Origin of the sequence: Stenotrophomonas sp. YIM B13575, from assembly GCF_042787595.1 — a bacterium.
Classification (GTDB): Bacteria; Pseudomonadota; Gammaproteobacteria; order Xanthomonadales; family Xanthomonadaceae; genus Stenotrophomonas; species Stenotrophomonas lactitubi_B.
The window spans coordinates 1-24,957 of the sequence record NZ_JBHZOP010000062.1 but is presented as its reverse complement, the minus strand read 5'-3'; the positions used below and the strand labels follow the sequence as shown (position 1 = coordinate 24,957).

Here is a 24,957-nt window from a genome sequence, read left to right as displayed (position 1 = left end):
CACATCGCCGCATGCGATGTGTCCGCCTCAAGCCAGCAGGAACTGCCGTGAACGCCCAGCCCGCCCTCATCACCGCCCTCAACCACACGCTCGATAACGAGCCGCAGCAGATCACCGCGCCGCTGACCCATTCGGCCGCGTTCCTGGTGCTGACGGTGAAGGACGATGAAGCGTCGCGGGCGAAAGTGCGCGAGGTGCTGGCCAGCACCGATGACCTGATCAAGAACACCGCCATCCGCGAGATCGAGCGCACCTTCACCTGCAACGTGGCCATTGGCCACCGCGTGTGGGCGCCGCTGGTGGGCAGCACGCCGCCGCGCGAGTTGAAGCCGTTCCAGGAAGTGAAGGGGGCGACCCACACGGCAGTCTCCACGCCGGGCGACCTGCTGTACCACATCCGTGCACGCACGATGGACCTGATCGTGGCGTTCGAGAAGAATCTGCTGCTGGCCTTTGGTGATGCCGTGGAAGCGGTGGATGACGTGGCCGGTTTCCGTTACTTCGACGGCCGCGACCTGCTCGATTTCGTCGACGGCACCGCCAACCCGGAGGGACTGTCGCTGCCGGCGGCGACCATCGTCGGCGACGAGGATCCCGACCATGCCGGCGGCAGCTACGTGGTGGTGCAGAAGTACCTGCACAACCTCGATGCCTGGCGTGCGCAGAAGACCGAAGCGCAGGAAGCGATCATCGGCCGCACCAAGCACGACAACATCGAACTGGACGACGCGCCGGCCGACGCGCAGAAGTCGCACAAGACGCTGTGCACCATCGAGGATGCCGACGGCGAGCACGAGATCCTGCGCGACAACATGCCCTTCGCCAATCCGGGGCGCGGCGAGTACGGCACCTACTTCATCGGCTACACGCGTCGGCTGTGGGTGATCGAGCAGATGCTGGAGCGGATGTTCATCGGCAATCCCGCGCCGTTGCACGACCGCATCCTCGATTTCTCCACCGCGACCACCGGCGTCACCTTCTTCGCCCCCTCGCGCAAGGTGCTGGCCGACCTGGGCGACTGATCACGCCGGGTGGGGCAGCCAGGTAGATCCACGCCATGCGTGGATGGATCAACCGGTTGCCCAGAACAGCCACGCATGGCGTGGCTCTACTGCCGCCTCCGCCATCTGCCTGTCATCTACAGCGCCGACCATGATGCGTTGGACGGCAGTGGAGGCGTGGGTGATGGTTTCTGCAGGCAACAGGCGCAGCACGCGCCGTGGCTGGCGCCCGTTGGCATGGTTGCTGGGCCTGCTGGCGCTGGGCAGCGCCAGCGTGTCCGCACAGGACGCGCCTGCGCATTGGATGGCCTATGCCGCCTCCGTCAGCGGCGAACTGCAGCAGCGCCTGCAGCAGGAACAGGATCCACGCGCCCAGCGCCTGCTGGCCTGGCTGCAGGAGCATCCCGATACGCCGGCGCCGTTGGTGGTGAGCGTGTGGATCACCCACGATGGCGCGATCTCCAAACTGGAATTCGACAGCCTGGGTGATGTCCAGGTGGATGCCGATCTGCGCGCGACGCTGCAGGCCACGGCGTTGCCGGCGGCGCCGCCGAAGGACATGCGCCAACCGCTGCGCTTGGGGCTGGTACTGCAACCCCGGTAGATCCACGCCATGCGTGGATGAGCCTGATGGATGCCGACCTGGGTCGGCGGCAGCGCGCCAACCAAGGTTGGCGTCTACCGGGCCCGCCAGCCACGCATGGCGTGGCGCTACCGCGTTGCCAACTGCGGTTCCCGTGCGGCGGCACGCCACGCCCGCAGCCCGAACAGCGCCAGGCCCAGGAAGAACACGTACAACGCAGCAGTCACGTGCAGCGACTTGAACAGGTACGCGCCCACGTAGACCACGTCCACCACGATCCACACCCACCAGCAGGCGGCGTGTCGGCGTGCCTGCCACCATTGCCCGACCAGGCTCAGCGCGGTCAGCATCGCGTCCAGCCACGGCAGCGCCGCGTCGGTGAAGGTGTGCATGCCGGCGCCAAGCGCGACGCCGCCACACAGGCCGATGGCGAGGTCGCGCAGCATCGTGCCGCGCGCCAGCGGCACGATGCGGATGCTGCCTTCATCGGCCGCGTGCTGGCGCCAGTTGATCCAGCCGTAGACCAGGAAACCACCGAAGGCGACCTGCAGCAGTGTGTCCGAGTACAGCTTGGCCTCGGCGAACACTGCGCCATACAGCGCGACCGACAGCAGGCCGACCGGCCACGCGGCCAGCCGCCGCTTCGCCATCAGCCACACCCCGAGGATGCTGAAGAGGGCCGCAGTCCACTCGAGCGCGACGCCGCTCACAGTGCGAACGTCACCGACAGGCGAGCCTGTCGCGGCGCACCCGGGAACAGGTAGTAGTCACCGCCGCTGCTGCCGGTGTCGCGCCAGTAGAAGCGGTTGAACAGGTTGTCCACCGACAGGTTCCAGGTCACGGCACGCTCGTGCAGGCGGTGCTGGAAGCGCAGGCCAGCGTCGAACACCGAGTAGTCCGGTGCGCGCACACCGCCGTCGGCGCGGGCGACGTTGGCGGCGGCATAGCGCCAGCCACCGGTCACATCCAGGCCTTCAACGAACGGCAGCGCGTAGGCCAGGTGCACGCTGGCGCGCACCTTCGGCACGTTCACCAGCTGATGGCCTTCATAGGCCGGGGTGCCGGTGTCGCGGGCGCGCGCCTGCAGCACGCTGGCGCTGGCGACGATCTGCAGCGCGTCGGTCAGCTGGCCGTTGGCGGTCAGTTCCAGCCCGGTATGGGTCTGCTGGCCTTCTTCGACGAAGGTGTAGCCGGCATCACTGCCGTCGGGCTTTGCGTACTGGTAGGGCTGGGTGGTGCGGAACACCGCGGCACCCAGGGTGAGGGCGTCCACCGGCACGTACTTCACACCCACTTCCAGCTGCCGTGACTGCATCGACGGCAGGAAGGTATCGGCGTTGGACGTCCAGAACGGTGCTTCCTGGCCCAGCGAAATGCCACGCACGTAGCTGGCGTAGGCGTTGAGCTGGTCAGTAGCCTTCCACACCAGCGCGGTCTGCGGCAGGAAGCGCGACAGGCGGCTGTGGCGCTGCGGCATGCCGCGCTTGTCGTAGGCGCGCTCGTCCAGGCGCACGAAGCGGCCACCGGCCAGCCACTGCCAGTCATCGCCGAAGCTCATCCGGTCCAGTGCGAAGAACGCGGTCTGGCGGCTGTCCAGGCGCCGTGCCGATGCACCCGGCATCTTCGGCGAGGGCTCGAACACCGGCACCTGCGCATCGTGGATGTTGCTGGTGCCGACGTACTCGTTGACGCTCGGGCGCTTGTCGACGGTGCGGCGGAAGTAGTCCGCGCCGATGCTCAGCTGGTGGCCGACGCTGCCGGTGTCGAAGCTGCCGCGCAGTTCGGCACGCGCCTGCTGGTTGCGGCGGGTGTCATCCGGGCTGCGGTAGTCGTAGATGTCGTAGTCGCCGTTGGGGGCGAAATAGTTGCCCGGCACACTGCCGTCTGCGCACCCAGCGGTGTAGTAGCAGCCATAGGCGAAGGCGACGTTGTCATCGATCACCGAGCGGCTGTGACCGATCGACAGCCGCGACTGCCACGCGTCGTTGAAGTCGTAGGTGTGCAGGGCGGTGATGTTGGTGCTGGCGATGTCCACCGGCCGCTGCCACGGCTGGTAGCCGAGCAGGCGCTCGCGATCGACGCCGCGCGGCAGCTGGCGCGCGCCCAGCAGCTGGAAGCCGGACACCGAGCGCTGCGCGCTGGTCTGGTAGTTGGCATCCACTTCCAGCTTGCCGTGTTCGCCGATCAGCCAGTCGGTGGCCAGCGAATAGAAGTTGCGGCGACCGTCGGCATGCTCGACGTAGGAATCACTGGCATCCCAGGCGGCATTGAAGCGGACGCCGAAGCGCGGGGTCAGCCAATGACCGACATCCACGGCGGCATAGCGCGAGCCTTCCGAATCCGTGCCCAGAGTGACCGTGCGCACTTCCGCCGGGCGCTTGCCCACGTAGTTGATGATGCCGCCGGGCGCCATCACGCCAGCCGCCAGGCCGGCTTCGCCCTTCAGGATCTGCACTTCCTGGATGTTCTCCAGCGCCAACCGCTGTTCGCCGGCGATGGACATGCCGTTGAAGCGGTAGCCGGTGGCCGCATCCAGCGCGAAGCCGCGGATGGCGATGTTCTGGTAGTAACCCACCGGCGCATAGGCATCGCCCAGCGAGGCGTCATTGCTGGCCAGCTCGGACAGCGAACGCACCTGGCGACGGTCGAGGTAGTCGCGCTCCAGCACATTCACCGAGGCGGGGGTGTCCTTCCAGGAGCCGCCGCCGAAGGCGTTGACGCGCGAGGTGTCGGTGGCCGGCTTGCCGGCCTGCACGCGCACTGCCGCCAGCTCGGTGGGCGAGGACGGCGGAGCATCAACGGCGTCGGTGCCTGCCTCGCTGGCGTACAGCGGCAGGGCGGCGCAGAGGGCAAGGGCGAGCAGGGTGGGGCGCAGGCAGCGGTTCATTCGATTCGTCTTCAGACAACAAGGGAGACGAAGCGACGGCGCGCAGGTGCACCGACCCATGACGGGGGTGTGGCTGCGGCTCAAAGCTCCCTACGCCGGTGCAAACCGGATCAGGTTCCAAGGGACTCTCTCAGCCTGGCAGATCCAGGCACCCCCGCTTCAGGTGACCATTTCACTACAAATGGTACGGATTTGCGAGCTACCGCTCTTCAGCCGGGGTCAGATCCCTTTCCAGCGGAACGGGATCTGATCCCGGCCGAGCGCATCATCGACGCATGGCGTCGATCTACTGGGTACCCAGCGTGTTGGGTGGCTCGCGGCTTACGCGGCGGCGTGCAGGGCCGCCAGCAGGGCCTGGCCAGGGGGCGTGGCGAACCAGGCCGGATGCCCGAGCATGAACGGCTGCCAGGCGACGTCGGCATTCGCGGTGGAGCCGGTGACGCCCTCGAAGTACTCCACTTCGGACAGAGCGAAGTCGAAATGCACCATCGGCAGCAGGTCGGCCAGCAGGTGCACGCGCGTGGGCGACAGCGGCAGTTCCTGCCGGTAGCCGTCCAGCAGGGCCAGGGCGATATCGATGCGTACCGCGTCGGTGCCGCGCTCCAGCTGCAGCCAGGCCACCGCGTTGCGTTCGATGGCGGTGGCCAGGTCGAACAGCGCGCTGGTCGGCGAGGCCAGGCCGAAATCGAGCACCGTGGCAATCGTGCCGTCGTCGTTCCACAGCAGGTTGGAGACGTGCCAGTCGTTGTGCGCCCACAGCCGTGGTTCGTCCTGCAGGCGCGCGGTCAGGCCATGGTGCCAGCGCAGCACGTCGCGGCGCAGCTGTTCTTCCCAGGGAATGCGCGCCAGGTAGCGGGCCAACCCGGGGCGGTTGCCGAGGTCGGCCTTCAGCGCGGTGATCGGGTCATCGGCGCGGATCAGGTCGTCGCGTGCCACCAGCAGGTGGGTGCTGCGTTGCGGGGCCTGGTAGCTGGCTGCCGCGCGGTGCAGCGTGGCCAGCATGCGCCCTGACTCGTGGGCCTGGGCGACGTCGGTCAGCGGCGACCATGACGGCAGCTCGCGATACAGGTCCTTGCCGACGCCCACCGCATGCAGTTCGTAGGTCCACTGGCCGTGTTCGAGTGCGGTGCGGCCGTCGTTGCTGGCCAGCACCTGCACCACCGGCATGCCGGCAGTTGCAAGATGCGCGATGAAACGGTGCTCTTCTTGCAGGCTTCGCGCGCTGCGCACGCTGTGGTGGTGGCGCTTGATGAAGACCGGGCCGCGCGTGCCGTCGACGATGGCCGCGGCCGACAACGGACGCGGGCTGTGCCAGCGCAGCGTGCTGTCCGCGCCCAGCTGCGGAAAGTGGCCACGCAGCCAGGTGATCTCCTGCGCGTCGATCGCCGGCCAGTCGGCGGCGACCTCGTCGTTGTTGAGGCCCTGCACGCGATGGGGGGAAGAAGTCATGCCACGGCCGCTGCTGAGTAAAGGAACATCCAAGGCTGCGCATTCAACGCCATGGACGCCACAGACGCAAACGGGCGGGTCATCGACCCGCCCGTCAGGGACATCATGTGCGGCCTGCGGCCGGCACGCTTACCAGCCGCGATGGCGGCCGCGGTCGTGGTAGTAACGGTTGTCATGGCGCTCGCGCTGCCAGCGACGGTCATCGCGGCGGTCGTAGCCATAACCGCGGTTGTAGCCCCGGTCATAACGGCGGTCGTAGCCACGGTCGTAACGGCGGTCATAGCGCCCGTCGTAACGGCGATCATGGCGGTCGGAGGTGGTCAGGTTGCCGATGGCCCCGCCGGCAACCGCGCCGCCGACGGTGGCGGCCGGGTCGCCGTTGGAGAGCAGGTGACCCGCCACGCCGCCGACCACGGCACCGACCACGGTGCGCTTGTCCTTCCTCGACATCGCGCTGGCATCACTGACCACGGCCACGCCGGCAAGCAGCGCCAGGGCCATCGCCAGACCACGGAAGCTGAGTGCGGAAGTGCTGAGCATGTTGGGTTCTCCTGTGAGGTGCATGCCACGGTGGGCAGGGAGGGCGCTGGGCGCCCCGGCTGCCGTAGGGACCACGCTGGTGCCCGGACATTGCCGGAACATTGCGCGCGATCCCCGTGCGGCTTGCGCATTCATCTAGCGTCAGGCGGCATGAAGCGAGGCTGAAAGCGCCGCGGCCGCTCAGCTGCCAGAAAGGAAAAGGGCCGCAGTACGCGGCCCTTCCCCTGGTCTGCCCCTGCCTGGCTCAGTGGCCCATGGCGCGCTGGGCCTGCTTCACCTGCTCCTGCTGGGCGTCCTGCTGCTGCAGGACATTCGGTGCACCGTGCACCGCACCACTGCTGAGCGCCATGCTCTGCTCGCTGGCAGCGCGGGTGTCCACCGCCGCGCGGCAGGCGGCCGGGTCGCCGGCGGTACCCTGTACGGCAAACATGCGCTCACCATTGGTGCTGGGCACCACCGAGTCGATGCGCTGCATGCCGCTGGCCTGCGCTTCCTTGGTCAGTGCGGCGGCAGCGGCCTCCAGTGCATGGCGGTCCTTGAAGGTGCCTGCCGGCAGGCCTTCCATGCCCTTCACGGCCTGGTTGTACATAGGGTTCTGCGGATGGCGCTCGTCATTGAGCAGCGGGCGCTCGCGCGCGTCCTTGATCGCATCCAGCGTCTTCGGGCCGATGATGCCGTCCACCGCCAGGCCGTTGTCCTTCTGCAGCTGGCGCACGGCAGCCTCGGTGTTGCGACCGAACTTTCCGTCCTCGACCAGCGGCTTGCCGTCGGCACCCACATACCCCAGGTGGCCCAGCTGTTCCTGTGCCCTGCGCACACCTTCGCCGTGCGCACCCTGCTTATGCACTTCGTTGCCGGCCTGCGGCTTTTCCTGCGCCGCCGGCTTCGGCTCGGCCGCGCCCTTGGCCTGCGCCTGCTCATGCGTCTGGCTGCGGTTTTCCAGCAGGTCGCGTGCCTGGTGCAGCGGATCGGAGGCGAACAGCTTCCAGTTCGGGTGGTCCTTCACCTGCTTGAGGTAATCCTCCACCGGCATCGTGTGCACGCCCAGCTTGCCGGTGGACTGGCTGATCAGCAGCTTGTCGGTGTTCGGGTCACGCACCACCATCACGATGTGGTCGATGCCATTCCAGTGCTCGTGCTTGGTCTTGGCCGTATCCAGGCCGATCACCATGCCTTCCTTCAGCGCACCCGGCTTGAGGATGTCGTCGCGCTTGAGCAGCACGCCCGAGTCCTTGTAGGCCTCGTGCACGATCCCGCCGGAGCCGGCGAAGCCCAGCTTGATCTTGTCGGCGTCGGCGAACACCGCGTGGCCGGCCTTCTGGTTGATCTCGTCCTGGGTCTTGTTGAGCATCGTGCCGACCCAGCCGGAGCAGTCGATGTAGCCCTGCTCGACGTTCTTGCCGGTGACGCCCTTGCCACGGTAGTACTGGCTGGATTCGATGTTGATCGCGTACTTGACGTTGTCGTACTTCACGCCGGCGTTGTAGGCCGCATCCAGCGAAATGCCGGGTGCATCCGGCTTGGCTGCGGCAGCCGTGGCGGCGATGGTCGCGGCACCGGCGGCAACAGCGGCCTGCGCGGCCGGGGTCACGGTCTGCGTCGGTGCGGCCTGCACCGGTGCCGGACGTGCCTGGGCCTCGGTGATCGGCGCGATGTTCTTTTCCGGGATGCTGATCGCGTCGTACTTGCGGTCGTAGTACTGGGCGAAGGTGCTGGCCAGGTCACGATCATTCATCGTGCGCATCTCGGCGCGCGTATGCCCGGTCAGCGCTTCCACGTCACCGCCGATCTGGCCCATGATGCGCGGGCGCATGTCGATCGGATCGCCGTGGCCGTCGCGCACCAGGCCGAACGTGCCGGTGGCGATTGCGGTCTGGATCGAACCGTAGCCGGCCGCACCCTGCTGGTGTGCCAGATACAGGTCCAGGCCGCTCGGCTTGTCATCACCGGACAGGTACGGGTGGCCGGTGCGGTCATGGCGCTTTTCCATGTCCACCAGGTTGCGCTTGAACATCTCCGCTGCCGCTTCGGTGTTGCGGGTCGGGTCGTACTCGTGGCCGCTCAGGCCGTACTGCTTGGCCGACGACGGCAGGAACTGGAAGAGGCCCTTGGCATCGGTCTTGTCGTTGTGCGCGCGTTCGTTGAAGCGGCCACCGGTCTCGATGTGGGCAAAGCGCAGGAAGTCTTCGCTGGCGATGCCCTTGCGCTGTGCAACCTGCTCGATGATGTCGAGAACTTCCTTTCTGCTGTAGTCACGTTGTGCCATGACACTTCCTCTGGGGTTGATGGTGCGGCCTTTGCCGCGATACGCCAACCGGACTCATCCGTGAGTCTTCAACATGTCGGTCAACAGGTGCTGCGGGGTGGTGCGTCTTACTTTTCGACGTAGGCCTTGCGGGCGGCGTCGTAGTGGTACTGGCGTGCATCGGCCGCACCCAAGGCACGGGTCTGGCCCGGGCCGGAAATGGTGGTGCCGGTGGCGGTGACACTGATGCTGGGCAGGTCGCTGCCGGCGACGGCGTTGAAGGCCAGAACGCCCCGGTTGCTGACGCACGGCATCACCTGGCCGTCGTCGCAGGCGGCCGAATTGTCTTCGCCGGTGATCACCGTGCCCAGGCTGGCCCAGACCTGGCCTTCTTCGGATTTCTCATAGTCCGGGTTGAACACCAGCACGGTGTAGCTTTCGATGCTGGTACCGGTGGCGAAGGTGCTGGTCGGCACCGCCAGCACCAGCTTGCCGGCCGGGGTGCGGTACTCCAGCGGCTTGCGCTTGCTGTCGATGTCCGGCGCGGTGCCGTTGGCGCCGACGGTGCCGATCCACGGCTCGGCACCCTTGAACACCCACGGCCGGTCCGGCTTGTCGCCGGTCAGGGTGAAGGTGGCCTCGGTCAGCGTGACCTGGCTGTCCGGACCGACATCGTCTTCGCCCGGCTTGCCGTACTTCTGTGGTGTGTTCCAGGCAAAGCCGGTGTAATAGCGGGTGCCGGCCACTTCGAAGGCATGGCCGAACCAGAAGGTGGCGACACTGCCATTGGCTACTTCGTACGAAACGGCACCATCGCCGTCCACGTCGTAGATGAAATACAGCACGCTGCCGGCATCGGGGGGCGTGGCGGTGGCCGTGGTGGCGGGTGTGGCGGAGCTCTGCATCGGGGCAACATCCTGTCGTGGCGCGGTGGCGCCCTGTGGTGACGCGGTCGAAGTCGAGGGGGTGCAGGCGCTGGCAAGCAACGCAACGAGCAGGCCAGCGAACGTCGCACACAGGCGTGGGCGGACACGGGCCAAGCGGGATTGCGGAAGGATTTTCATGCACCTCTCCATGGTTTGCGGGCGTCGGGCAGGAAGGCCAACGCAGAACACGCCCCGCCCTCGATGAGGGGGAACGTCGTGATGAGCCGGTCGATTCCTTCGACCTCGCATAGGAAAACCCATCGGGGCGGATGATGGCACAGATGCGACGGCGATCACAGGGGGGCAGGGGGAGCCTCCCCCAGAGAGCTGTGAACGGTGTCTCAGATCCTGCCGTCGCGCAGGTAGTCGAACAGTTCCGCATCGCCCTTCAGCCCCAGCTTGAGCATGGCATCACCCTTCTGGCGGCTGATGGTGCTGACGCTCTTGTGCAGCTGCAGCGAGATTTCCTTCACCGTCATGCCGGTACCGAGCAGGCGCAGCACCTCCACTTCGCGCGGCGACAACGGCTTGCCGTCGCCCTCGCGCATGCGCCAGCTGCCGGCTTCCTCCACCCGCTCGCGCAGGCTGCGGCTGATGTAGGACTGGCCGCGGTAGACCGCCTGGATCGCCTGCGGCAGTTCATCCATCGACGAACTCCTGTCGACCAGGCCGAGCACGCCGCTGTCGAGCACCATGCGCAGGATCGCCAGGTTGTTGGAGACGCTGAGCATGAGCACCGGCAGGTCGGGATGGCGGCGGCGGATCATGCCGATCATGGCGAAGCCATCGGCCTGGGGGCTGCCGGGCATCGAATAGTCGGTAACCAGCAGATCGCAGGCCTGGGTGGTCAGCAGCGTCATCAGCGCCTGGGCGTTGTCGGCCTCGCCAACGACTTTGCCAACGCCGCTGGACTCGATGACGGCGCGGGTACCGATGCGGACCACGGGGTGATCGTCTGCGATGATGATGCGCAAGGTCATGCTCTAGTATGGCCACCGGCACGCCGGACCGCGACCGTCGCGGTCCCTGGCAGGACTTCCAGGAGATCGTTGCAGATGTGCAGCTGGGCGGCTCGTGGACTGATCCTGTTGACGACCCTGCTGGCTCTGCCGGCGCTGGCCCAGTCCGCGTCCGTACCGGGGCCGTTGCCGCTCAGCCCCCTGCAGCGCGAATACCTGGCCGCACATCCTGTTGTCGTTGTTGGACAGTATGACAGTGGCTGGCCTCCTTTTGAGTCGATCCAGGACGGCAAGCAGGTGGGGCTCGGCCCCGACTACCTGACGCTTTCGACCCGTCAGCTTGGCCTGAAGGTGGAGACGCGCCGCTATCCGGACTGGCCTTCGGTGCTGGATGCGGCATGCCGCGGCGAGATCGACGTGGTGATGAACATCGCGCTCAGTGCCGAGCGTACCCGTTGCATGGTCTACACCGCCGCCTATGCCGAAGCACCGCTGGCCATGGTTGGGCGGCCCCAGGACCTGCGTGCCTCGGAGGCACCCGATCTGGATGGGCTGCGCGTCGTGGTCGAGCAGGACTTCATGACCGGACCGCAGGTGCGTGCACGGTTCCCACGGGCACGCCAACTTGTCGCAGACAACACGCTGACCGCCTTGAATATGGTCAGAGACGACAAAGCCGACATTTTCATCGGCAATGCCTACGTGGCAACCGAACTGATCGCCGCCACCGGATTGAAGGGTGTGGCGTTGCTGCGGCCCAGCGATCTGCCCCCGGAGCAGTTGCATTTCGGTGTGCCCAACAGCAAGCAGCCGTTGTCCGAAGCACTGGATCTGGCGCTCGCCGCCATCAGCGAGGCCCAGCGCGACGCCCTCGCGCAGCGCTGGCTGCCGCCTCCGCAATGGTCGGCATCGGCGCAGCTGGCGTTGAGCCAGGCCGAAAAACGCGTGCTGCAGCAGCCGTTGAAGATTGGTTTTGCGCCCAATGCCGCACCGCTGTCGTTCGCCGACAGGCATGGCAAGCCCAGTGGCCTGACCAATGAGTACCTGCAGCGCCTGCTGCAGGCCGGCGCCAACCTGCAGGTTGAAAACAGCCATGACTGGTACGAGGTGCGCGAGAAGGCGCGTCGCGGGGAACTGCAGGCGGTGATCGGCATTCCTGCCGATTCGCGCTATCTGGGCCCGGAATGGGTGTTCAGCCAGCCCTTCATCACCGTGCCCAATGTGATCGTCACCCGCACCGACAGTCCGTCGATGCTGGGCTTGTCGGACCTGGACGGCAAACGCGTGCTGCTGTCCGATCCGGAGCGCGTCCGTGGCTACGTGCAGCAGCAGGCGCCGTCGGTGAAGATCGTCGCTGCGCGCAGCGCCGAGCAGGCCCTGCAACGTCTTGCTGATGGGGAGGCCGATGCCTACGTGGGCAACCTGGCGCTGGTCGACCAACTGCTGCGCAACCGCTTCCCGGGGCGCCTGCAACTGGCCGCGCCCGCCGGGTTCAACGACCAGCTGGTGCTGGCGGTGGAACGTCGTCATGCGGCGTTGGCCACCACCTTCGACCGCCTGCTGCTGCAGATGGGGCCACGCCAGCGCGAGGCCCTGCGTGGCGATTGGCTGTCGGTGGAATACCGCGATGGGGTGGACTGGCGCACCCTCCTGCGCTGGGGCCTTCCGCTGCTGCTGGTGCTGGCCACTGCAGTGGCGGTGCACGGGCTGGGCCACTGGCGGTTGCGCCGCGAGGTGGCCGGCCGCCGCGAGCTGGAGCAGCGCTTGGCCGAGGTGACCGACAACCTGCCTGCCATCGTCTACCAGGCCCGCCGCGAAGCGGACGGCACCTTGAGCTTCCCCTTCATCGCCGGCGATGTGCAGTCGATGTTCGGCATCAGCCGCCAGCAGGCGGAGACGGATGGGCAGGCGCTGCTGGCATGCATCAATGCCGATGACCGCGAAAAGGTGTTGCGCGCGATGGAACTGGCGGCGCGCAATTTCGCACCGCTTTCCTTCGAGTTCCAGGTCCATCGTGAAGGAAGCGCACCCTGCTGGGTGCGCAGCCAGGCGCACCCGTATTCCACCGAAGCGGGCGCGGTGACTTGGAGCGGTTACTGGGTGGACGTGAGCCAGGCGCGCGCGCAGGCCGACGCACTTGCCGCGGCGATGGTCGAAGCCGAACAGGCAGCGGCAGCGAAGTCGCGCTTCCTGGCCACCATGAGCCATGAAATCCGCACGCCGATGAGCGGTGTGCTGGGCATGCTGGAAGTGCTGGCGCATTCGCCGCTGGACGCCGAACAGCAACGCATCCTCGGCGTGATCGAAGACTCCGCGCAGATGCTGCGGCAGATCCTGGACGACATCCTCGACTATTCGCGGATGGAAGCGGGCGCACTGCGCCTGGAGCCGGTACCGCTACCGGTGCGGCCACTGCTGGAGGGGGTCCATCGATTGTTGCTGCCGCAGGCCACGGCGCGCGGCCTGGACCTGCAGCTGCACATCGACGAACAGCTGGCGCAGGCGCATGAAGTGGATGGCGTGCGTTTTCGGCAGATCGTGTTCAACCTGCTCAGCAATGCCATCAAGTTCACTGTGAAGGGCACGGTGCGGCTGCAGCTGGAGGTGCTGGGCCCCACTGCGGAGGATGGCAGCCAGCCGCTGCGCCTGAGCGTCACCGATACCGGCATCGGCATTGCGCCGGAGCAGTTGCCGACCCTGTTCGAACCCTTCACCCAGGCCGGCGCGTACATCCAGCGCGACCACGGGGGCACCGGGCTGGGCCTGAGCATCTGCCGGCGCCTGGTGCAGAAGATGGACGGCGAACTGAAGCTGGAAAGCACGCTGGGCGAAGGGACGCGGGTTGAAGTACTACTGTCGCTGGTGGAGGCGCGCAGCGAGGATGTGATGGCGCTGCAGGCCGAGCATCAGCAGAGCGCGCTGCTGCCCCCTGATCTGCGCCAGGCGCGGGTGATGGTCATTGAAGACCATCCCACCAACCAGGCCATGATGGCCTGGCGCCTGCAGCAGCTGGGCGTGCCGCATGTGCTGGTCGATGACGGGCAGCAGGCACTGGACCGGCTGGCGGAGGAATCCTTCGATCTGGTCATCACCGATTGCCGCATGCCGGTGCTGGATGGATTCGGTTTCACCCGCCTGCTGCGCGAGCGCGAGGGGCGTAACGGCCAGCCGCGGATGCCGGTGCTGGCGCTGACCGCCAGCGTGCTCGACGACGACGCGCGCCGCTGCCGCGAAGCCGGCATGGATGACATGCTGGCCAAGCCGTTGTCGTTGGCGACGCTGCGACAGGCGCTGCTGCGCTGGCTTCCGCGCGCCGACGGTGCGGAGGATGAGCAGGCCGCCGTGGACAGCGACGATGAACCCGATGGCGATGAGGGACTCCCCAACCTGGCGACCCTGCAGCGGCGCTTTGGTTCACGCGAGATCGCCCGGCAACTGCGCGACAGCCTGCTGAAGGCCAGTGACGAGGACATCGCGGTCCTGCAGCGCGCGCTGCACGAAGGCGACCGGGTGACGGCCGCGCTGCACCTGCATCGGCAGGCCGGTGCGCTGGGGGCGGTGGGTGCACGCGGCCTGGCCGATCGCGCCAACGCGCTGGTGGAACGGTTGCAGGCTGCAGGCGAGGAAGAGATCGCAGCGGCGATCGCCGAGGCCGGGCAGTTCGTGGCGCATCTGCAGCAGCAGCTGCAGCGCCTGGCTCACTGAGCTGCGTGTTCCTGCAGGTAGGCGATCACCAGCGCGCGACGCTCCGCGCTGGGGAACGCGTTGTACATGCGGGTGCCGGGTACCAGATGGGTGGGCGACTGCAGGAAGGTGTCCAGCGTCTGCGCACTCCATACGATGTCGGCGCGGCGCATGGCCGGGGAATAGCCGTAATCGGGCAGGCTGCCTGCACGACGGCCGAGCACTCCGTGCAGGTTGGGCCCGTAGCGGTGGATGCCGCCGGCCTTGACGGTGTGGCAGCCGGCACACAGTTCGAACGCCTGCTGCATCGCCTGCTGGCGCGCCTGTTCCGGCGTGCTGGGCGCAGCCGGTGGGCGCTGGCACGCGCTGGAGGCCAGGGTCGTGGCAACAACAAGAAGCAGATGAAAGGCGCGCATGGCGGGCAGGATACCGGTCGCACGCAACGTGGGGCTGTGACCGCCGGTCGCAGCCCCCTCACCGGTCACATGCCGGAGTAGTTCGGTCCACCGCCGCCCTGCGGGGTCACCCAGACGATGTTCTGGGTCGGATCCTTGATGTCGCAGGTCTTGCAGTGCACGCAGTTCTGCGCGTTGATCTGCAGCCGCGCATCGTTGCCGTCGCCGACGAACTCGTACACGCCCGCCGGGCAATAACGTGCTTCCGGGCCGGCGTACTCGGCCAGGTTCACCTTCACCGGGATGCTCGCATCCTTCAGCGTCAGGTGGCTGGGCTGGTTCTCGTCGTGGTTGGTGCTGCTGAGGAACACCGAGCTGAGGCGGTCGAAGGTCAGCACGCCATCGGGCTTGGGATAGGCAATGCGCGCGTGCTTGGATGCCGGCTCCAGGCAGGCATGGTCCGGGATGCTGTGGCGCAGGGTCCACGGCGGATTGCGCACGCCCAGCTTCGGCAGCAGCCACTGCTCGATGCCGGTCATCAGCGTGGCCACGGTCTGGCCCTTCTTGAACCACTGCTTGAAGTTCTTCGACAGCTTCAGTTCGTCGTGCAGCCAGCTGCTTTCAAAGGCGGCCGGGTAGGCGCTGAGCTCGTCGTGCTGGCGATCGGCCACCAGCGCGTCGAAGGCGGCATCGGCGCACAGCATGCCGGTCTTGATCGCCGCGTGGCTGCCCTTGATGCGGCTGACGTTGAGGTAGCCGGCCTCGCAGCCGACCAGTGCACCGCCGGGGAACACGGTCTTCGGCAGCGACATCAGGCCGCCGGCGGTGATTGCACGCGCGCCGTAGCCGATGCGGGTGCCACCTTCCAGGTGCTTGCGGATCGACGGATGGGTCTTGAAGCGCTGGAACTCTTCGAACGGGCTCAGCCACGGGTTCTTGTAGTCCAGGCCGACCACGTAGCCGATGGCGACCTTGCCGCCGTCGGCGTGGTACAGGAACGCACCGCCGTAGGTATCGGTGTCCAGCGGCCAGCCGGCGGCGTGCACCACCAGGCCCGGCTCATGCTTGGCCGGGTCGATCTGCCACAACTCCTTGATGCCGATGCCGTAGGCCTGCGGATCCTTGCCTTCGTCCAGCTTGAAGCGGCTGATCAGCTGGCGGCCCAGATGGCCGCGCGCGCCTTCGGCGAAGATCGTGTACTTTGCCTGCAGCGCCATGCCGCGTTCGAAGGCCGGGCCGATGCTGCCGTCCTTTTCGATGCCCATGTCGCCGGTGGCCACGCCGATCACCGCGCCGTCGTCGCCGTACAGCACTTCGGCGGCGGCAAAGCCGGGGAAGATCGCCACTTCCAGCGCTTCGGCCTGCTGCGCCAGCCAGCGGGTGACCTCGCCCAGGCTGATGATGTAGTTGCCTTCGTTGTGGAAGCACTCGGGCAACAGCGCGTGCGGGGTGGTGCGCGCGCCGGTCTCGCTGAGGAACAGGAACTCGTCGCGGGTGACCTTCTGCTTCAGCGGTGCGCCGCGCTCGGCCCAGTCCGGGAACAGTTCGGTCAGCGCGCGCGGGTCCATCACTGCGCCGGACAGCACGTGCGCACCGGGCTCGGAGCCCTTCTCCAGCACACAGACCGACAGTTCGCGACCGGCTTCGATCGCGCGTTGGCGCAGACGGATCGCGGTGGCCAGGCCGGCCGGGCCGGCACCGACGATGACCACGTCGAATTCCATGACTTCACGCGGGGGCAGGGCGTTGGCTTCAGCACTCATCGATTGCATGACTCGTGGGTAGTGCCGGCATCGGGGCCACCGGCGGTTGCCTGGGAATCGCGCGTGCAGCCACGGGCGAAACGGTTGTTTGAATGTTGTCAGGGTACCGGGCTGCGCGTGATCGAGCTAGATCGCCGATGTTCACACCGCGATTGCTGCAGTGCAGCGTACGCAGCGTCGGTAGCCGCCCACCTGGGTTGGCGTCCGCGGAAACGCCAGCGCCGACCGAGGTCGGTCTCTACCGGCACACCAAACCCACCCGGATGACCGACAATGGCCAGGTCCCGTCTGCGTGTGAGTGCCATGGCTTTGGATCCGTACGACCTGTTCGATGTCCGTTCCCTGCTCAGCGAGGAAGAGCGCGCAGTCCAGGAAAGCGTGGCCCGCTTCACCAACGAGCGCGTGCTGCCGATCATCGGCGATGCCTTCGACCAGGCGCGCTTCCCGTCGGAACTGGTGCCGGAGATCGCCTCGCTTGGCCTGCTCGGCGCCACCCTGCCGGCCGAGTACGGCGGCGGTGACCTGGGCGCAGTCAGTTACGGCCTGATCTGCCAGGAGCTGGAGCGCGGTGATTCGGGCCTGCGCAGCTTCGTGTCGGTGCAGAGCTCGCTGTGCATGTATCCGATCTATGCGTACGGCAGCGAAGAGCAACGCCGGCAGTGGCTGCCGGCGATGGCGCGCGGCGAACTGATCGGTTGCTTCGGCCTGACCGAGGCGCACGGCGGTTCCGATCCGGCCAGCATGAAGACCCGCGCGGTGCGCGATGGCAGCGACTGGCGCATCAGCGGCAGCAAGATGTGGATCACCAGCGGCCCGGTGGCCGACCTGGCCATCATCTGGGCGCAGACCGAAGACGGCATCCAGGGCTTCGTGCTGGAAAAGGGCATGGCCGGCTTCACCACGCAGGAAATCAAGCACAAGATGAGCCTGCGTGCGTCGCTGACCGGCGCGCTGTTCTTCGACGACGTGCGCGTGCCCGACAGCCACCGGCTGCCGAATGTAAAGGGCCTGAAGGGGCCGCTGGGCTGCCTGACCCAGGCGCGTTTCGGCATCAGCTGGGGCCCGATCGGCTCGGCCATCGCCTGCCTGGACGAAGCGCTGGGCTATGCCAAGGAGCGCGTGCTGTTCGGTCGTCCGCTGGCCGCCACGCAGAGCGCGCAGATCAAGCTGGCCGACATGGCCCGGCGCATCACCATGGCGCAGCTGCTGGCTCTGCAGCTGGGCCGCTTGAAGGAAGCCGGTCAGGTGCAGCCGCAGCAGGTCAGCCTGGCCAAGTGGAACAACTGCCGCATGGCGATCGATATCGCCCGCGAGTGTCGCGATCTGCTGGGTGGCGCCGGCATCACCACCGAGCACGTGGCGATCCGCCATGCGCTGAACCTGGAATCGGTGATCACCTATGAAGGCACCGAGACCGTGCATCAGCTGGTGATCGGGCGCGAGCTGACCGGCATCAACGCGTTCTGAAAGCCCTCCACGCATGGCGTGGATCTAGCAGGATGGCGGTAGTCGCCAACCTTGGTTGGCGCTCCGGTGCCGACCAAGGTCGGCATCTACCAGACGATCATCCACGCATGGCGTGGATCTACTGGCCGCCGGCAAACCCGTGCTGGCGCCACGCTTCGTACATCACCACCGCAACGGTGTTTGACAGGTTGAGGCTGCGGTTGTCCGGCCGCATCGGCAGGCGCAGGCGACAACCATCGGGCAGGGCATCGAGCACCTCCTGCGGCAGGCCACGACTTTCCGGGCCGAACAGGAAGGCATCACCGTCTTCGAACGCCACGCTGTCATAGCGGACGCTGGCACGCGTACTCAGGGCGAACAACCGCTTCGGTGCGATCCGTGCCAGCGCAGTGTCCAGGTCGGGATGCACCTGCAGGCGCGAGTACTCGTGGTAGTCCAGGCCGGCGCGCTTGAGCTGCTTGTCTTCCAGTGCGAAGCCAAGCGGCTCGACCAGGTGCAGCTGCGCGCCGGTGTTGGCGCAGAGCCGGATCACATTGCCCGTGTTGGGCGGGATTTCCGGTTGGAACAGGATCACGTGGAACTGGGGCGCGGCATTCATCGGCGCAGTGTACCTGCGACGGCCGCCGCCTTTACGACGCACGCCCTGCGATGGGCAGGGCGGACGTCGCTTACGGGCGCAGCAGGACCTGGGCGGTTTCGGCAGCGAAGGCCTGCAGCTGGGCGGCGCTCGGACGCACCTGCAGGGCCGGCAGGTTGACGATCACCTGGTTGGCGACGCTGGTGGCGGCGGCGGCCAGGGTGGCGGCGTAGCGCTGGGCTTCCTGCTCGGCAGCCAGGGCGACACGCTGCTCCAGGCTCGGGCGCACTTCAACCGAGGCCAGGGTGGTGATCGGCAGCGCGGCGGCGACCGGGGCGGCGATGAAGCCGTCGCGCTCGCTCAGCTGGTCCGCGCTCGGGCGCACTTCAACGGTGGCCAGGGTGCGGATGCCGCTGGCCTGTTCCCAGGCCTGCTGGACCAGCTGGTCGGCGGCCGGGCGGACCTGCACGGTGGACAGGGTCTTGATGGATTCGGAGGCCTGCACCGACGAAACAACCGCGGTGCCGGCGATCAGGGCGATGGCGATGGCAATGGTCTTGGCGTTCATGACGGGGCCTGTTTAGTGTTGGTGAGCAGTGGTGTGGTAGTAAGGTAGAACACCAGTTCTGGGGATGCAAGCGGAATTTTCGATTTCCTGCTTCTGTTCAGTCTTCAGTCAGGTTTTGTCTGAAGCCCTTGCTGGCGCAGGAAGGACAAAGCAATCCCCGTGCCAACTTTTAATCATTGATTTATAAGGGTTTTATGGCGTATGAAAAGTGTCCGCCGGGCGGACACCTGTCCATTCGGGGTGCCGCGGACACTGTCCGGACGTGAATCACCGCCGTTCGTGACCCTGAAAACGTGATGGCGATGGCCGATGTGGCCGATCACCCCCAGTGACTGGTGGCCGATACCGGTGGCCGCACGCCCGCGCTAGGATCGGGATTCACCTATGTGACCAAGGACCCGGATATGTCGCTCACCCTGCGCCCGCGCGCCGCGCTGCTCGCTGTTGCTCTCAGTACTGCTCTCGGCACGCTCGCGCCGACCTACGCGCTGGCGGCCAAGCCGGCCGCGACCAGCAAGGTCGATATCCCGTTCGAGCAGTTCACCCTGCCCAACGGCCTGCGCGTGGTGGTGCATACCGATCGCAAGGCACCGATCGTTGCGGTCAACATCTGGTACCACGTCGGCAGCAAGGATGAGCCGGCCGGCCGCACCGGCTTCGCGCATCTGTTCGAGCACCTGATGTTCCAGAGCAGCGAGAACCACGACGGCGAGTACTTCGAGCCCTTCAAGCAGGTGGGTGCCACCGGCCAGAACGGCACCACCAATACCGACCGCACCAATTACTTCGAGAACGTGCCGACCACCGCGCTGGACATGGCGCTGTGGATGGAATCGGATCGCATGGGCCATCTGGTCGGCGCGATCGACCAGGCCGCGCTCGACGAGCAGCGTGGTGTGGTGCAGAACGAGAAGCGCCAGGGCGAGAACCAGCCCTACGGCCAGGTGTGGGAACAGCTCAACCGCGCGCTGTATCCGGTGGGCCATCCGTACCACCACAGCGTGATCGGCTCGATGAACGATCTCAACGCCGCCTCGCTGTACGACGTCAAGACCTGGTTCCGCACCTGGTATGGCCCGAACAACGCAGTGCTGGTGCTGGCCGGTGACATCGATCTGGTCACGGCCAAGGAAAAGGCGGCGAAGTACTTCGGCAGCATCCCGGCCGGCCCGACCATGGCGCAGCCGAAGGTGGACGTGGCCAAGCGGCCAGCCGACACCCGCGAAGTGATGACCGACAAGGTGCCGCAGGCGCGCATCTACCGCGCCTGGAACGTGGCCCAGGTCGGCACCACCGACGTCGACCAGCTGCAGTTGCTGGCCTACGTGCTCGGCGGTGCCAAGTCTTCGCGCCTGAGCCAGCGCCTGCAGCACCAGGACAAGCTGGTGGACAACATCAGCGCTGGCGCCTATGCCTCGCAGCTGGGGTCCAATTTCATGGTGATGGCCACGGTGAAGCAGGGCCAGGATCCGGCCAAGGTCGAAAAGATCATCGATGAGGAAATCGAGCGCCTGCTCAAGGAGGGCCCGACCGCCGAAGAACTGGCACGCGCCAAGACCGGCTCGCGCGCTGCTTTCATCCGCGGCATCGAGCGCATCGGCGGCTTCGGCGGCAAGGCCGACGCGCTGGCCGAATGCACGGTGTACACCGGCGACCCGGGCTGCTTCCGCACCTCGCTGGCCAACATCGACAAGGCCACCGCTGCCGACCTCAAGCGCCTGGGCGCGCAGTGGCTGGACAAGGGCAGCCACACCCTGGTGGTCGAGCCCGGTGAACGCGTAGCGCTGAAGGAAGATCCGTCGCAGGCGCCGAAGCCGTTCAACGTGCCGGCGGTGGACAGCAGGTACAGCACCCTGCCCGAGCAGGTGGACCGCAAGGCCGGCGTGCCGCAGACCCGCGAGTTCCCGCAGTTGAAGTTCCCGGCACTGCAGCGCGCCACGCTGAAGAACGGCACCCAGGTGGTGCTGGCCGAGCGCCATGAGATTCCGGTGGTGCAGTTCAGCTACCAGTTCCCGGGCGGCTTCACCGCTGACCAGGGTCGCAAGCCGGGCACCGCCAACTTCACCATGAGCCTGATGACCGAAGGCGCTGGCAAGCTGGGTTCGCTGGCCTTCGCCGATGCGGCCGATGCGCTGGGTGCGGACCTGGATGCTTCCGCCGGCCTGGATTCGGTGGACGTGGAACTGTCCGCGCTGAAGGAGAACCTGGTGCCGTCGCTGGCGCTGTATGCCAGCCTGCTGCGCGAGCCGCGCTTCGAGCAGAGCGAGATCGACCGGGTCAAGGCGACCTGGATCGCCGGTATCCAGCAGGAGAAGGTCAACCCGGGTGCGGTAGCGATGCGCGTGCTGCCGCCGCTGCTGTACGGCAAGGGCCACCCCTACGCGATTCCGTTCACCGGCAGCGGTGATGAAGCGGCGATCAGCAGCCTGGGCCGCGAGGACCTGGTCGACTTCCACCGCGACTGGCTGCGTCCGCAGGACGGCACCCTGATCGTGGTCGGCGATACCACCCTGGCCGAGATCGTGCCGCTGCTGGACAAGCAGCTGGGCGACTGGAAGGCCACCGGTGATGCACCGACGATCAAGGCCACCACCGCCGTGGCACTGCCGAAGAGCCCGCGGGTGTTCCTGATCGACCAGCCGGGCGCGGTGCAGGCCAACCTGTTCGCCGGCCAGGTCGTGCCGCCGTCCAGCGACGCCAGCTCGACCCGCTTCGACATCGCCAACGGTGTGATCGGTGGCGACTTCACCTCGCGCCTGAACATGAACCTGCGCGAGGACAAGCACTGGTCCTACGGTGCCCGCACCAGCGCCAGCAACACCGTGGGCCAGCGCCCGTGGATGGCGATGGCACCGGTGCAGATCGACAAGACCGGCCCGGCCATGGCCGAAATGCGCAAGGAGATCGCCGAGTTCGCCAACGGCAGCAAGCCGGCGACCGACGCTGAAGTGGCGCGCATCCGCAACATCCAGACCCTGAGCCTGCCCGGTGCCTACGAGACCGCCAGCGCGGTGGCCGCGACCATCGGCACGATCGTGCAGTTCAAGCGCCCGGACGACTACGTGCTGCGCCGCAAGGCCGAGATCGAAGCGATGACCCCGGCACAGGTGCAGCAGGCGGCCGCGGAGATCAAGCCGCAGGCGCTGACCTGGGTGGTGGTGGGTGACCTCAAGCAGACCGAAGCGGCCGTACGCGCCTTGAACCTGGGCGAAGTGACCGTGATCGATGCCGAAGGCAACCCGGTCAAGAAATAAGGCAATACGCCGGCCTGGGGTCGGATCCCTCCCCCAGGGAGGGCTCCGACCCCGTCGTACTCTGGGGTCAGAGCCCCCTGCGGGGGATCCGACCCCGTCCCGGCTATCCCTGATTCAGACGGTTCAGGCACACTCCTGACATTCCCTTCCAGGATCCTGCCCATGCGCGTTCTGCTGCTGTCGTCCCTGTTGCTCACCGTCACCGCCTGCACCTGGGTGCCGATCGAACCGGCCGGCAAGGCGACCCGCGTGCTGCCGGCAGGCCCGGTACCGGCCGGGTGCATCTCCAAGGGCGAAGTGGTGGTGACCGTGAAGAGCAAGGTCGGCTTCTACAACCGCAACCCGCTGCGCGTGCAGGAAGAGCTGGAGACCCTGGCCCGCAACGAGGCCCCGACCACCGGCGCCAACGCCGTGCAGGCCGCTGCGGCCCCGGCCGATGGCAGCCAGCGCTTCGCTGCTTTCCAGTGCCCGCCGCGCTGAATCCTTCACCATACGGCCAAGGCTGAATTCGTAAAGATGCGGTGAAGGCCCGGGGGGTTATAGAATAGCGCCCCCTTTGCCTGAGCCTTGGCGCTAACCTCGATGCTCTTCAAGAATGTCTCGATTGCCGGCCTGGCTCACGTTGATGCGCCGCACACGCTGACGACCAAGGAAATCAACGAACGGCTGCAGCCGACGCTGGATCGCCTTGGTATCCGTACCGATGTCCTCGGCGACATCGCCGGCATCCACGCGCGCCGCCTGTGGGACAACGGCGTACTGGCGTCCGACGCGGCCACCATGGCCGGCCGCAAGGCGCTGGAAGACGCAGGCATCGATGCGACGCAGGTGGGCCTGTTGATCAACACCTCGGTCAGCCGTGACTACCTGGAGCCGTCGACCGCGTCCATCGTGTCCGGCAACCTCGGTGTCAGCGACGAGTGCATGACCTTCGACGTCGCCAATGCCTGCCTGGCCTTCATCAACGGCATGGACATCGCGGCGCGCATGCTCGAGCGCGGCGAGATCGACTACGCGCTGGTGGTGGATGGCGAAACCGCCAACCTGGTGTACGAAAAGACCCTGGAGCGGATGACCGCGCCGGACGTCACCGCCGATGACTTCCGCAATGAGCTGGCGGCGCTGACCACCGGTTCCGGTGCGGCTGCGATGGTGATGGCCCGTTCCGAGCTGGTCCCCGACGCACCGCGCTACAAGGGTGGCGTGACCCGCTCGGCCACCGAGTGGAACCAGCTGTGCCTGGGCAACCTGGACCGCATGGTCACCGACACCCGCATGCTGCTGATCGAGGGCATCAAGCTGGCCCAGAAGACCTTCACCGCCGCCAAGATCGCCTTGGGCTGGGCCGTGGAAGAGCTGGACCAGTTCGTCATCCACCAGGTCAGCCAGCCGCACACCGCGGCGTTCATCAAGAATTTCGGCATCGACCCGAAGAAGGTCATGACCATCTTCGGCGAGCACGGCAACATCGGTCCGGCCTCGGTGCCGATCGTGCTGAGCAAGCTCAAGCAGCTGGGCAAGCTGAAGAAGGGCGACCGCATCGCGCTTCTGGGCATCGGCTCGGGCCTGAACTGCTCGATGGCCGAAGTGGTCTGGTAAGACCCTTCTGCCAGACTCCCTGTAGAGCCGAGCCCACGCTCGGCTCACGCGCGCAGCGCGGTTCTTCCGCGGCCTGACCGGAGAGCAGCCGAGCATCGGCTCGGCTCTACACTGCGCCGCGATTCTTCCAAGGTGCTCCGCATGCGCGATCTTCCCGGTTACCCCGCCCACCCGCAGCGCTTCGAGGTCCGCCCCGGCCTGTCGATGAACTATCTCGACGAAGGCCCGCGCGACGGCGAGGTGGTGGTGATGGTGCACGGCAACCCGTCGTGGAGCTATTACTGGCGCACACTGGTGGCCGGCCTGTCGGACCGCTACCGCTGCATCGTGCCGGACCATATCGGCATGGGCCTGTCGGACAAGCCCGACGACCGTCGCTACGAGTACACGCTGCAGTCGCGCGTGGATGATCTGGATGCGCTGCTGAAGCATCTGGGCATCACCGGCCCGGTGACCCTGGCCGTGCACGACTGGGGCGGCATGATCGGCTTCGGCTGGGCGCTGTCGCACCACGACCAGGTCAAGCGCCTGGTGGTGCTCAACACCGCCGCGTTCCCGATGCCGGCGGCCAAGAAGATGCCGTGGCAGATCGCGCTGGGGCGGCACTGGAAGATCGGTGAGTGGATCATCCGCACCTTCAATGCGTTCTCCTCCGGCGCGTCGTGGCTGGGCGTGGAGCGGAAGATGCCGGCCGATGTGCGCCGCGCCTACGTGTCGCCATACAACAGCTACGCCAACCGCATCAGCACCATCCGCTTCATGCAGGACATCCCGCTGTCGCCGGCCGACAAGGCGTGGTCACTGCTGGAGCGCGCGGGCAAGGCGCTGCCGTCCTTCGCCGATCGCCCGGCCTTCCTCGGCTGGGGCCTGCGCGACTTCGTGTTCGACCACCACTTCCTGAAGGGCTTCCAGGCCGCACTGCCGCAGGCGCAGGTACACGCGTTTGAAGATGCCGGTCACTACGTGCTGGAAGACAAGCATGAAGTGCTGGTGCCGGAAATCCGCGCGTTCCTGGACGCGAATCCGATCTGAGAGGTGTGCCGACCAACGGTCGGCACCC

19 protein-coding genes and 1 riboswitch are annotated in these 24,957 nt (G+C 66.9%); of the genes, 8 read left to right on the top strand and 11 right to left on the bottom strand.

Annotation, left to right across the window (positions count from 1 at the left end; genetic code table 11):
• Window positions 1-47: 47 nt before the first annotated feature.
• Together ACFX4F_RS11425 and ACFX4F_RS11420 are read left to right on the top strand one after the other, a co-directional pair.
• Entirely contained in the window at window positions 48-1,022 is a 975-nt protein-coding gene (locus ACFX4F_RS11425; RefSeq protein ID WP_380655280.1) for a Dyp-type peroxidase, read from the top strand.
• Window positions 1,023-1,185: 163 nt separating this feature from the next.
• On the top strand, window positions 1,186-1,605 hold the full coding sequence (locus ACFX4F_RS11420) for a hypothetical protein (RefSeq protein WP_380655373.1): 420 nt from the start codon (window positions 1,186-1,188) through the stop codon (window positions 1,603-1,605).
• Window positions 1,606-1,712: 107 nt separating this feature from the next.
• Here ACFX4F_RS11420 and pnuC read toward each other — a convergent pair whose 3' ends face one another.
• From pnuC to ACFX4F_RS11385, 7 genes are all read right to left on the bottom strand, one after another.
• Complete coding sequence (gene pnuC, locus ACFX4F_RS11415; protein ID WP_099819546.1) at window positions 1,713-2,294, bottom strand: nicotinamide riboside transporter PnuC; 582 nt, start codon at window positions 2,292-2,294, stop codon at window positions 1,713-1,715.
• On the bottom strand, window positions 2,291-4,471 hold the full coding sequence (locus ACFX4F_RS11410; protein WP_380655277.1) for a TonB-dependent receptor: 2,181 nt from the start codon (window positions 4,469-4,471) through the stop codon (window positions 2,291-2,293). The genes pnuC and ACFX4F_RS11410 overlap by 4 nt, the downstream gene beginning before the upstream one ends.
• Before the next feature lie 70 nt (window positions 4,472-4,541).
• A riboswitch (TPP riboswitch) is annotated at window positions 4,542-4,637 on the bottom strand.
• Window positions 4,638-4,792: 155 nt separating this feature from the next.
• On the bottom strand, window positions 4,793-5,920 hold the full coding sequence (locus ACFX4F_RS11405) for a phosphotransferase enzyme family protein (protein ID WP_380655274.1): 1,128 nt from the start codon (window positions 5,918-5,920) through the stop codon (window positions 4,793-4,795).
• Between the two features lie 129 nt (window positions 5,921-6,049).
• Window positions 6,050-6,460 (bottom strand): glycine zipper 2TM domain-containing protein, encoded by a 411-nt coding sequence (locus ACFX4F_RS11400; protein ID WP_380655271.1) that lies wholly within the window; start codon window positions 6,458-6,460, stop codon window positions 6,050-6,052.
• A gap of 244 nt (window positions 6,461-6,704) precedes the next feature.
• The gene (locus ACFX4F_RS11395; protein WP_380655268.1) at window positions 6,705-8,726 is read right to left on the bottom strand and encodes an XVIPCD domain-containing protein; all 2,022 of its coding nucleotides are present in this window, start codon (window positions 8,724-8,726) and stop codon (window positions 6,705-6,707) included.
• 107 nt (window positions 8,727-8,833) lie between these two features.
• A complete protein-coding gene (locus tag ACFX4F_RS11390) occupies window positions 8,834-9,610 on the bottom strand; it encodes a hypothetical protein (protein WP_380655265.1) in 777 nt (258 codons plus the stop codon).
• Window positions 9,611-9,972: 362 nt separating this feature from the next.
• A complete protein-coding gene (locus ACFX4F_RS11385; protein ID WP_380655262.1) occupies window positions 9,973-10,611 on the bottom strand; it encodes a response regulator in 639 nt (212 codons plus the stop codon).
• Window positions 10,612-10,686: 75 nt separating this feature from the next.
• Here ACFX4F_RS11385 and ACFX4F_RS11380 point away from each other — a divergent pair, with 75 nt between their 5' ends.
• Window positions 10,687-14,295 (top strand): ATP-binding protein, encoded by a 3,609-nt coding sequence (locus tag ACFX4F_RS11380; protein ID WP_380655259.1) that lies wholly within the window; start codon window positions 10,687-10,689, stop codon window positions 14,293-14,295.
• On the opposite strand, the gene ACFX4F_RS11375 is transcribed toward ACFX4F_RS11380, so the two are convergent.
• Both ACFX4F_RS11375 and ACFX4F_RS11370 read right to left on the bottom strand, forming a co-directional pair.
• Complete coding sequence (locus ACFX4F_RS11375) at window positions 14,289-14,690, bottom strand: c-type cytochrome (RefSeq protein ID WP_380655256.1); 402 nt, start codon at window positions 14,688-14,690, stop codon at window positions 14,289-14,291. The two genes, ACFX4F_RS11380 and ACFX4F_RS11375, sit on opposite strands and share 7 nt — an antisense overlap.
• 65 nt (window positions 14,691-14,755) lie before the next feature.
• The gene (locus ACFX4F_RS11370; protein WP_099819553.1) at window positions 14,756-16,432 is read right to left on the bottom strand and encodes an electron transfer flavoprotein-ubiquinone oxidoreductase; all 1,677 of its coding nucleotides are present in this window, start codon (window positions 16,430-16,432) and stop codon (window positions 14,756-14,758) included.
• 303 nt (window positions 16,433-16,735) lie between these two features.
• Here ACFX4F_RS11370 and ACFX4F_RS11365 point away from each other — a divergent pair, with 303 nt between their 5' ends.
• A complete protein-coding gene (locus ACFX4F_RS11365; protein WP_100461852.1) occupies window positions 16,736-17,899 on the top strand; it encodes an acyl-CoA dehydrogenase family protein in 1,164 nt (387 codons plus the stop codon).
• A 118-nt stretch (window positions 17,900-18,017) separates the two neighbouring features.
• On the opposite strand, the gene ACFX4F_RS11360 is transcribed toward ACFX4F_RS11365, so the two are convergent.
• Together ACFX4F_RS11360 and ACFX4F_RS11355 are read right to left on the bottom strand one after the other, a co-directional pair.
• Window positions 18,018-18,497, bottom strand: a complete 480-nt coding sequence (locus tag ACFX4F_RS11360; protein WP_205406435.1) for a tRNA (cytidine(34)-2'-O)-methyltransferase — start codon at window positions 18,495-18,497, stop codon at window positions 18,018-18,020.
• Between the two features lie 70 nt (window positions 18,498-18,567).
• Window positions 18,568-19,044, bottom strand: a complete 477-nt coding sequence (locus ACFX4F_RS11355) for a hypothetical protein (protein WP_380655251.1) — start codon at window positions 19,042-19,044, stop codon at window positions 18,568-18,570.
• 404 nt (window positions 19,045-19,448) lie between these two features.
• Between ACFX4F_RS11355 and ACFX4F_RS11350 the strand changes: the two genes are divergently transcribed.
• The 4 genes from ACFX4F_RS11350 (at window position 19,449) to ACFX4F_RS11335 (ending at window position 24,929) form a co-directional block, all read left to right on the top strand.
• Complete coding sequence (locus ACFX4F_RS11350) at window positions 19,449-22,298, top strand: M16 family metallopeptidase (protein ID WP_380655249.1); 2,850 nt, start codon at window positions 19,449-19,451, stop codon at window positions 22,296-22,298.
• 162 nt (window positions 22,299-22,460) lie between these two features.
• Complete coding sequence (locus ACFX4F_RS11345) at window positions 22,461-22,778, top strand: DUF4156 domain-containing protein (RefSeq protein ID WP_025875855.1); 318 nt, start codon at window positions 22,461-22,463, stop codon at window positions 22,776-22,778.
• 102 nt (window positions 22,779-22,880) lie between these two features.
• Window positions 22,881-23,897: a 3-oxoacyl-ACP synthase III gene (locus ACFX4F_RS11340; RefSeq protein WP_025875853.1), complete on the top strand. Its 1,017-nt coding sequence runs from the start codon at window positions 22,881-22,883 to the stop codon at window positions 23,895-23,897.
• 141 nt (window positions 23,898-24,038) lie between these two features.
• Entirely contained in the window at window positions 24,039-24,929 is an 891-nt protein-coding gene (locus ACFX4F_RS11335; RefSeq protein WP_380655245.1) for an alpha/beta fold hydrolase, read from the top strand.
• Window positions 24,930-24,957 lie beyond the last annotated feature (28 nt).

Excerpts from the sequence above, each read along its gene's own strand:
- ACFX4F_RS11355 (WP_380655251.1), bottom strand. The coding sequence starts at position 19,044 with ATGAACGCCAAGACCATTGCCATCGCCATCGCCCTGATCGCCGGCACC.
- ACFX4F_RS11345 (WP_025875855.1), top strand. The coding sequence starts at position 22,461 with ATGCGCGTTCTGCTGCTGTCGTCCCTGTTGCTCACCGTCACCGCCTGC.
- ACFX4F_RS11385 (WP_380655262.1), bottom strand. The coding sequence starts at position 10,611 with ATGACCTTGCGCATCATCATCGCAGACGATCACCCCGTGGTCCGCATC.
- ACFX4F_RS11395 (WP_380655268.1), bottom strand. The coding sequence starts at position 8,726 with ATGGCACAACGTGACTACAGCAGAAAGGAAGTTCTCGACATCATCGAG.
- ACFX4F_RS11350 (WP_380655249.1), top strand. The coding sequence starts at position 19,449 with ATGTCGCTCACCCTGCGCCCGCGCGCCGCGCTGCTCGCTGTTGCTCTC.
- ACFX4F_RS11405 (WP_380655274.1), bottom strand. The coding sequence starts at position 5,920 with ATGACTTCTTCCCCCCATCGCGTGCAGGGCCTCAACAACGACGAGGTC.
- ACFX4F_RS11420 (WP_380655373.1), top strand. The coding sequence starts at position 1,186 with ATGGTTTCTGCAGGCAACAGGCGCAGCACGCGCCGTGGCTGGCGCCCG.
- ACFX4F_RS11380 (WP_380655259.1), top strand. The coding sequence starts at position 10,687 with ATGTGCAGCTGGGCGGCTCGTGGACTGATCCTGTTGACGACCCTGCTG.
- ACFX4F_RS11360 (WP_205406435.1), bottom strand. The coding sequence starts at position 18,497 with ATGAATGCCGCGCCCCAGTTCCACGTGATCCTGTTCCAACCGGAAATC.
- ACFX4F_RS11335 (WP_380655245.1), top strand. The coding sequence starts at position 24,039 with ATGCGCGATCTTCCCGGTTACCCCGCCCACCCGCAGCGCTTCGAGGTC.
- ACFX4F_RS11365 (WP_100461852.1), top strand. The coding sequence starts at position 16,736 with ATGGCTTTGGATCCGTACGACCTGTTCGATGTCCGTTCCCTGCTCAGC.
- ACFX4F_RS11400 (WP_380655271.1), bottom strand. The coding sequence starts at position 6,460 with ATGCTCAGCACTTCCGCACTCAGCTTCCGTGGTCTGGCGATGGCCCTG.
- ACFX4F_RS11390 (WP_380655265.1), bottom strand. The coding sequence starts at position 9,610 with ATGCAGAGCTCCGCCACACCCGCCACCACGGCCACCGCCACGCCCCCC.
- ACFX4F_RS11410 (WP_380655277.1), bottom strand. The coding sequence starts at position 4,471 with ATGAACCGCTGCCTGCGCCCCACCCTGCTCGCCCTTGCCCTCTGCGCC.
- ACFX4F_RS11375 (WP_380655256.1), bottom strand. The coding sequence starts at position 14,690 with ATGCGCGCCTTTCATCTGCTTCTTGTTGTTGCCACGACCCTGGCCTCC.
- ACFX4F_RS11370 (WP_099819553.1), bottom strand. The coding sequence starts at position 16,432 with ATGAGTGCTGAAGCCAACGCCCTGCCCCCGCGTGAAGTCATGGAATTC.
- ACFX4F_RS11340 (WP_025875853.1), top strand. The coding sequence starts at position 22,881 with ATGCTCTTCAAGAATGTCTCGATTGCCGGCCTGGCTCACGTTGATGCG.